The organism is Sphingomonas paucimobilis NBRC 13935 (assembly GCF_000739895.2).
Lineage (GTDB): Bacteria > Pseudomonadota > Alphaproteobacteria > Sphingomonadales > Sphingomonadaceae > Sphingomonas > Sphingomonas paucimobilis.
Genome location: NZ_BBJS01000047.1, coordinates 24056 through 32205, shown reverse-complemented (window position 1 = coordinate 32205; position 8150 = coordinate 24056). Strand labels below are relative to the sequence as shown.

Here is an 8150-nt window from a genome sequence, read left to right as displayed (position 1 = left end):
GGGGTGTCGCACTTGGCGAGGGTGGGAATCGCTCGCAACCCGTGACACCCCTCCACCAGCTTCGCTGGTCCCCCTCCCCTTGCAGGGGAGGAATGGGATGCCCTATCCCGTCACGCGGTCGAGCAAACGGCCGATCCCGGCCAGCGCCTCCGGCTCGGTCAGCAAGGGCGTGTGGCCGACACGCGGCACCGTCACCAGCTCGGACGGGGACAGCACCTCGACCATCCGCTCGGCGACGCCGGCGCTCAATATGTCCGAGCGCTCGCCGCGCACAACCAGGGTGGGCACGCCGTTCAGCGCATCGAGCGCCGCCCACATATCCGGCCCCGCCTCGCTGCCCGGCACGCGGAACGGCTCGGCGATCTTGAGGTCGTAATCGAGCACGATCCGGCCGGCACTGGTCAGCCTATGGGTGCGCTTGGCCATGGCCAGCCAGTCCTCCACGCCCCAGTCGGGGTAGACGTCCTCGTTATTCTCCTGGACGCAGCGCGCGGCGTGGAGCCAGGTGGGAAAGCTCTGTCCCTTACCGACATAGCCGCGGATGCGGGCAAGGCCGGCGGGCTCGATCTCCGGCCCGATATCGTTGAGCACCGCGCCGGCCAGCCGTCCACGCGCCGTCGCCGCCAGCACCATCGTCACGATCCCGCCCAGCGAGGTGCCGACCGCGACGAACCGCCCGATGCCCAGTTCGTCGAGCATCGCCTCGACATCCTGCACATAGGTCAGGGGCACATAGGTCATCGGATCCTTGGCATAGGCGCTCTCGCCGCGCCCCCGGAAACTGACCGCGATCACCCGCGCGCGGCCGTCGAGCGCCTCGGCCAGTCCTTCGAAATCGCGAGCGTTGCGGGTCAGGCCGGGCAGGCAGATGACCGGTGGCAGTGCATCCGAGCCGGGATAGTCGCGCGCATGCAGCCGCAACCCGTCTTTCGACCACCAATAACGATTCTCATGAGGGATCATGCTTGAAGGTCCTCCGGTGCCGCCTCCATATCGCGGTATGCCCCTATCCCCGCAAGCCTATCGCCCCTCGTCCGCTCTGACCGACGTGGCCGACTTCCTCGCCGATCCGGTGCAGGCGGCGGATTTTCCGCAGACCATCCTCCGCTTCCGCAACGACCGCGCCGCCGCCGAAATCGGCCTGGAGACGCTGAGCGACGACGAATGGGTCGCCCATCTCGGCCGGTTCCAGCCCTTGCCCGGCACGCTGCCCGGGCCGTTCGCCATGCGCTATCATGGGCACCAGTTCCGCCAGTATAATAGTGACCTGGGCGACGGGCGCGGCTTCACCTTCGCGCAGATGACGGCGACCGATGGCCGGATGCTCGAACTGGGAACCAAGGGGTCGGGTCAGACGCCCTACAGCCGGTTCGGCGATGGCCGCCTGACCCTGAAAGGCGGCGTTCGCGAAATCCTGGCCACCGAGATGCTGGAGGCGCTGAACGTCCCGACCTCGCGTACCTTGTCGATCATCGAGACCGGCGAGGCGCTGCACCGGGGCGACGAACCCTCCCCCACCCGCTCCGCCGTGATGGTGCGGATGAGCCACGGGCATATCCGCATCGGCAGTTTCCAGCGGCTCGCCTTCGAACGCGACGAGGCGGGGATGAAGCGGCTGGTCGCTTATGTCCTGAAGCATTTCTACGGCGAGGAATCGGATGATCCCGTCCGGCTGCTGACCCTGGTGGCGCAACGGACCGCGACGCTGGCGGCACGCTATATGGCCGCCGGCTTCGTCCACGGCGTGCTCAATTCGGACAATATCAACGTCACCGGCGAGAGCTTCGACTATGGCCCCTGGCGGTTCGCGCCGACCTGGGATCCGGAATTCACCGCCGCCTATTTCGACCAGTCGGGCCTGTACGCCCTCGCCCGCCAGCCCGAGGCGATCCAATGGGACGTGATGCAACTCGCCTCCAGCCTGCGGCTGATCGCGGAGAGCGATCCGTTGATCGAGGCGCTGGGCCTGTTCGCCAGCACCTATCAGGCCGCGATCGTCGAGGCGATCCTGTGGCGGCTGGGCGTCACTCCTCGCGAGGCGACCGAGGACCGCGCGCTGGTTCAGACTTTCGAACGCGCGCTGCGCACCAGCCAGGCGTCGATTGACCGAGTCTATTTCGACCTGTTCGGCGGCCAGGTGCCGCATGGCTATGACGAGAATTGGAACGGCTTGCGCGACCTGATCGAGCCCTATGCGCCGCGCCGCGCGCGCGATCACGCCTATTGGCAGGGGGAGCCGGAATCGATGCTGATCGACGAGGTCGAGGCGATCTGGGCGCCGATCGCCGAGCGCGACGACTGGACGATGCTGTACGACAAGGTCGAGCGGGTGCGGGCGATGGGCGCGGCGCTTGCCGACCCCGTTCCGGAGGCCTAGCCTCTCCGCCATGACCGAGTTTCTGTCGACCCATGAGCCCGCCACCGGCGCCCTGATCACCGAACTGCCGATCGGTGACGCCGCCCGCGAAGTGGCGATCGCCCGCGCCGCCTCGATCGGCTGGGCCATGACCCCGCTCGCCGAGCGGATCGCCACGCTCCAGCGTTTTGCCGGTATCGTCCGCGAGCGCGCCGAGGCTTTCGCCACGCTGATCGCCCGCGAAACCGGCAAGCCGCTCTGGGAAGCGAAGACCGAGGTCGACACGGTGGTGGCCAAGGTTGCCATCTCGATCACCGCGCAAGCCGAACGTGCTGGCGAGCGGGTGACCGACCAGCCGGGCGGTGGGTGCATGGCGCTGCGTCATCGTCCGCATGGCGTATTGGCGGTGCTGGGGCCCTATAATTTCCCGGCGCATCTGCCCAACGGGCATATCGTGCCCGCGCTGCTCGCCGGGAATGCGGTCGTGTTCAAGCCGTCCGAAAAGACGCCCGCGACCGCCGCCTTTCTGGTCGACTGCTATCATGCCGCCGGCGTACCCGAGGGCGCGGTGCGGCTGCTGATCGGCGGGCCGGACCAGGGACGTGCACTGGCGGGGCATGACGATATCGACGGGCTGCTCTTCACCGGATCGGCGCGGACCGGCATCGCGCTCAACCGCCAGTTCGCCGAGCGGCCCGAAAAGATCCTGGCGCTGGAGATGGGCGGCAACAACCCGATTATCGTCTGGGACGATCCCGATCTGGACGCCGCCGCCGCGCTGATCGTCCAGTCGGCCTATACCACCGCCGGGCAGCGCTGCACGGCGGGGCGGCGGCTGATCGTCGAGGATCGGCTGTACGATCCGCTGATGAAGGCGTTGACCGCGCTGGTCGACCGGCTGATCGTCGGCGCGCCCTTCGACGAGCCCCAGCCCTTCATGGGGCCGGTGATCGACAATGAGGCCGCCGCTCATCTGCTGGAGCGTGTGAGCGACCTGATCGCAGGCGGCGCAAAGGTCATTCGCCCGCTGGAGCGAATTGTAACCGATCGTCCGCTCCTGACGCCCGCCATCCTCGATGTGAGCGGCGTGACCGATCGTCCCGATGACGAACTGTTCGGCCCCGTCCTGCAAGTGTCGCGCGCGGCCGATTTCACCGATGCGGTCACGCAGGCCAATGCCACCCGTTACGGACTGTCCGCGTCGCTGATCAGCCCATCACGCGAGCGCTATGAGCAATTCTGGATCGGCATCCGCGCCGGCATCGTCAACTGGAACCGTCCGACCAACGGCGCCGCATCGAGCGCGCCGTTCGGGGGCATCGGCTGGTCGGGCAATCACCGCCCCAGCGCCTATTACGCCGCCGATTACTGCGCCTATCCGGTGGCCAGCGCCGAAGCGGACAGCGCCGCCGCCAGCATCCCGGTCGGCCTTCGCGCCTGACGGTCAGGCGGTCAGGCGGTCCGGAGGTTTCCCCCGGACCGCCTTTTCCCATTAGAACCGCGCCGACACCCCGACCCGCAGGGTGCGGCCCCGAACGGCGTAATAGGTCGGGAAGGTGTTGAAATAGGCCCCGCTCCAGGCCGTCGCGGCGTCGCCGACCAGCGGCGGGTCCTTGTCGAAGAGGTTCTGGACATTGAACCGGACATCGACGCCCTTCACCAGGGTGACGTTCGCCGCGAAGTCGAAATAGCTGTAGCCTGGGATGCGCTGCAGCAGCGGATAGGTTTCGCCCGGCTTGGCCGCGAGGACCGGATTGGTCGACAACTTCGAGTTGGTGGTGGGCCCGGTATAGCGCCACGTCACCCCGAAGCCGCCCTTGACCCAGGGCAGTTGCCAGTTGAAGCCCGCCACATGCCGCCAGCGCGGCATCGGATCGCGACACGTAAAGCCGAAATAGCCGACGCATGACCACGGCGTATTGCCCGGCGCGAACTGGCGCTCATATTTGGTCGTCAGAGTACCGTTGAAGTTCAAGCCGAAGGTGCCGATGTCTTCATCGATGCCCAGGCGCTTCGGGTCCAGCGCGTAGTTTGCGCCGAAATCGATACCACGTGTCGCGGTATAGCCGGAGTTGTTGTACCGCGCATCGGCGACCAGCAGGCGTCCGGTCTGCGGGTCCCGCTTGTAGAACTGGCAGAAGAACTCGACCTTGTTGTTGTAACATTGGTCGAAGGCCATATCGATGCGCGTCCATTCGAACGCGCCGCGAATGTCGATATCATACCAGTCGACCGTCGCGGACAGGCCGGGAATGAAGCGCGGCTGGAACACGACACCCAGCGTCTTGCTGCGCGAGCGTTCGGGCTGAAGTTCGGAGTTGCCGCCATTGACCAGGGTGGTCGGGCAGAAGCCCCGGGAATCGCAGCCCGCATAGCTGGTCAGCGCGTCATATTGCGCGCGGGTCATGCCAATCGAGCATTGATCGAAGCTGTAACGCTGGATGGTCTTGCCGTCGGCGGAGGCACGCGGCGGCGCACACAGGTCGAGCATCGGCGTGTTGGGATAGCGATTCTCGCCTTCCAACCGCTGAAGAACACCGACGCGAACGGCCTGGTTCAAGCTGCCCCGGAAACGGAGGCCATCAATCGGCGCCCAACTCGCTTCGGCCTTCCAACTGTGAATCAGGTTGTTGTAGACGTTGTAATCGGAAATCCGATAGCCGCCATTGACGCTGAGTTCCTTGAAGAAGGGCCGATCCTCGATCAGCGGGATATCGATCTCGCCGCCCAGTTCCTTGACGCTGGTCTGCCCGTCAAAGGTGGTGAAAGTGGACCAGGCACCATAGCCCGCCGACTGGTTGCGATATTTGCGATACTCGCCGGTAATCGCAAAGCCGATGCCATTGGTGGCCCATGGGCTCTTCAACCCATAATCCTCCAGCGTACCCGACACGACGCCATTGATGACCTGAAGATCGTTCTGCTGACGACGCGTGCCCACGCCGCTCAGCCAGGCATAGACCGCGTCGCTGACCGGTGAGTTGGACGAGAAGGCATCGACGGGCAGACAGGTGGGATCGCTGCCATCGATCTTCGACAGGCAGGTCGGAACTCCGCCGACATTGCGCACTTGCAGGCCAAGCGCCAGGCGATCGGACTGATCCGGCAGCCATTGGTGGTCGCCCGAACCATGCTGGATGTTGCGGGTCTGCTGATAGCTCAACTCGAACCGGATCTTGTCGACGATCATGCCCGCCAGATTGAGCGCACCGCGCCAGTCATCCGTGGTGTTCCGGTAATTCTGGATCATGCCGGGACGGAAGAGCGACAGCGAGATCGGCGCGCTCAAGTCCGTCGAACCCGCGGCCTCGCCACAAATGACCTGGGCCTGTTGTTGGCCCAGAAAGGGATTGTCGCAATTGACCGGCGCTTCGGGCGTCCACATGCCGCCATCGACCGAGTTCAACCCGCGATCAATGATCTTGCTGTAGAGGAAACTGCCGCTCAGGCGCATGCCCGCCGGCAGGTCGGCGGTCAGGAAGCCGCCCGCATTGACCGTCTCGCTGCGCCGCTGCACCGTATCGACGCGCTGGACGCGAACCTCATCGGTCGTCGAGTAGGGGCGGAAACTGCGCGAGCCGTCACGCGCATTGGTCAGATCCTGATCGCCGACACGAAAATAATTATAGGGATTATAGGTCGTGCCGTAACAGGTCCACTTCGTATTACCGGCATCGAAGTTGAACTGATCATACATCAGCAGCGGGCAGTTGGTCGTATCCAGGTTCCGGAACTGGATCGGGTCCGCCTTCTTATACGTCGCAAAGGCGCTGATATTGACCTTGTCATCGAGCAGGTTCTTGCCCGCCGCCAGCGACGCGAAATAATTGCCGCCGCCCAGATAAGTCCCACGCGGATAGGTATAGCCCGCTTCCTGCGCGATCCGTGCCAGCAGGGGATCGTTGTTGTTATGGTTGAAGCCGCTGACTTCACCATCAAAGGCGATGCCGTTGAACTTGCGCTTCAGGATGAAGTTGACGACGCCGGCGATCGCATCCGAGCCGTACACGGCCGACGCGCCGCCGGTCATGATGTCGATGCGTTCGATCAGCGCACCGGGAATGATGTTGACGTCATTGTCCATCCGCTGCCCGTTGAGCAGCGTCAACGTGCGTCCTTCCCCCAAGCTGCGCAGGCCGACGGGCGCCGCACCTGAGGTCCAACTGGCCCCCTGCAACCCCAGCATCGGCGTGACCTGCGGCAATTGCGCCAGCGCATCCTCGATCCGTGCGAGCCCCCGCTCCTTCAGGAAGGTCGAATCGATGGTGGTGATCGGGGCGTTGCTGGTCATGTTGGGCCGCACGATGCGCGTGCCCGTTACGATGACGTCGCCCGGATCGCTCTTTTCCTCCTTGGCATCGATCTTGTCGGTGGAGGCGACGACCCCCGTCACGGTGCCGGCCGCTTCCTGGGTCGCGTCATCCGCCGCGCCTTGAGGCACGGTTTGCGCCGAAGCCATGCTGGCGCAGGCCAGCGCCATAACCGAAACGCCGACACCATATTTAGCGAAATCAAATTTCATTTTTTATAAGCCCCCCGACTCTTATGTTCGCTGAACGCAACACATCATAACTTCGATTATAATGCAAATATTATATACGGTATCTGTGGCGATGTCGGCTTGGGATGCCCAAGCTGATCTACCCCCGCCCCAAGCATCGCTCGGTTGTCGCGGGCGCACAGGAGGATCATCTGTCGCACCATGGCTAGTCTTCTCGACCCCGCCGCGCGTGGCCGCGTGATCCTTGTCGGTGCAGGACCGGGCGATCCCGGTCTGCTGACCGTGCGCGCGGTCGAGGCGCTGAAACAGGCCGATGTCGTCGTCCATGACGGCCTGATCGACTCGCGCGTGCTCGACATCGCGCCCCCGCAAGCCCAGCGCATCTCGGTCGCCAAGCGGCGCGCGCGGCACACGCTGTCGCAGGATGCGATCAATGCGCTGATCGTGGCCCATGTGAAGACCGGCGCGATCGTCGTCCGGCTGAAGGGCGGCGACCCGTTCATTTTCGGGCGCGGGGGCGAGGAAGTGGAGGCGGTGCGTGCCGCTGGCCTGCCGGTGGAGGTGATCCCCGGCGTCTCGGCGGCGCTCGGCTGCGCGGCGGAGGCGATGTTGCCGCTCACCCACCGCGATCACGCTTCCGCGGTGTCGTTCGTCGCGGGCCAGTGCAAGGGGCTGACCGATCAGGACTGGTCGGGGCTGGCCGGGCAAGGCCGTACCCTCGTCATCTATATGGGCGTCGCGACCGCGAACGGCATCGCCGACAAGCTGATGGCCGATGGCGTCGCCCCCGACATGCCGGTCGCGGTGCTGGAGCGCGGTACGCTGGAAGGGCACCGCGCGATCCGCACCCTGCTCGCCGATCTCGGCCCCATGGTCGAGCGCGAGCGGGTGCAGAGCCCCGCCATCATCGTCGTGGGCGAGGTCGTCGAATTGTCGGATGCCGAGGACAAGCTCGCGCGTTGGGCCCGCGTGGCGGAAGGGATGAGCGCATGAAGCTGTTGACGGGCAATGATCTGGCGAGTGGGGATGTCGTCTGGTGGACCGGCCAGGACTGGTCGCGCCATGTCGAGGATGCGGTCGATGTCGGCACGAAAGGTGAGGCGATCCTGCGTGCCGAGGAAGGGGCTCGCCGGGTCAATGTGCCCTATCTGATCGACGCGGAAGCCACCGAGCAAGGCCCCCGCCCCGCCCATATCAAGGACCGTATCCGCGCGCTCGGCCCCACGGTGCGCCCCGACCTGACGCTGAAGCCCGCCGATGCGGATGCCGGCGCCTGGGTGATTTGAGAGACTG

The 8150-nt window shown here is 65.3% G+C and carries 6 protein-coding genes; 4 read left to right on the top strand and 2 right to left on the bottom strand.

What is annotated here, in order from left to right; genetic code table 11:
- Nucleotides 1-102 precede the first annotated feature (102 nt).
- A complete protein-coding gene (locus tag SP6_RS15005) occupies nt 103-963 on the bottom strand; it encodes an alpha/beta fold hydrolase (RefSeq protein WP_007405071.1) in 861 nt (286 codons plus the stop codon).
- Nucleotides 964-1000: 37 nt separating this feature from the next.
- On the opposite strand from SP6_RS15005, the gene SP6_RS15000 reads away from it, so the two are divergent.
- Entirely contained in the window at nt 1001-2377 is a 1377-nt protein-coding gene (locus tag SP6_RS15000; protein WP_007405052.1) for a protein adenylyltransferase SelO family protein, read from the top strand.
- Nucleotides 2378-2387: 10 nt separating this feature from the next.
- On the top strand, nt 2388-3797 hold the full coding sequence (gene astD, locus SP6_RS14995) for a succinylglutamate-semialdehyde dehydrogenase (RefSeq protein WP_007405088.1): 1410 nt from the start codon (nt 2388-2390) through the stop codon (nt 3795-3797).
- A gap of 51 nt (nt 3798-3848) precedes the next feature.
- Here the strand turns inward: astD and SP6_RS14990 are convergent, their stop codons facing one another.
- Nucleotides 3849-6878 carry a TonB-dependent receptor domain-containing protein gene (locus SP6_RS14990; RefSeq protein ID WP_007405186.1) on the bottom strand — a complete coding sequence of 1010 codons (3030 nt, stop codon included), beginning with the start codon at nt 6876-6878 and terminating at the stop codon, nt 3849-3851.
- A 180-nt stretch (nt 6879-7058) separates the two neighbouring features.
- On the opposite strand from SP6_RS14990, the gene cobA reads away from it, so the two are divergent.
- A complete protein-coding gene (gene cobA / locus SP6_RS14985; RefSeq protein ID WP_037568645.1) occupies nt 7059-7850 on the top strand; it encodes a uroporphyrinogen-III C-methyltransferase in 792 nt (263 codons plus the stop codon).
- Nucleotides 7847-8143, top strand: a complete 297-nt coding sequence (locus tag SP6_RS14980) for a DUF2849 domain-containing protein (RefSeq protein ID WP_007405105.1) — start codon at nt 7847-7849, stop codon at nt 8141-8143. Before cobA ends, SP6_RS14980 begins: the two co-directional genes overlap by 4 nt.
- Nucleotides 8144-8150: the final 7 nt, after the last annotated feature.

Coding starts and splice junctions, on each gene's coding strand:
- SP6_RS15005 (WP_007405071.1), bottom strand. CDS start 963: ATGATCCCTCATGAGAATCGTTATTGGTGGTCGAAAGACGGGTTGCGG.
- SP6_RS15000 (WP_007405052.1), top strand. CDS start 1,001: ATGCCCCTATCCCCGCAAGCCTATCGCCCCTCGTCCGCTCTGACCGAC.
- astD (WP_007405088.1), top strand. CDS start 2,388: ATGACCGAGTTTCTGTCGACCCATGAGCCCGCCACCGGCGCCCTGATC.
- SP6_RS14990 (WP_007405186.1), bottom strand. CDS start 6,878: ATGAAATTTGATTTCGCTAAATATGGTGTCGGCGTTTCGGTTATGGCG.
- cobA (WP_037568645.1), top strand. CDS start 7,059: ATGGCTAGTCTTCTCGACCCCGCCGCGCGTGGCCGCGTGATCCTTGTC.
- SP6_RS14980 (WP_007405105.1), top strand. CDS start 7,847: ATGAAGCTGTTGACGGGCAATGATCTGGCGAGTGGGGATGTCGTCTGG.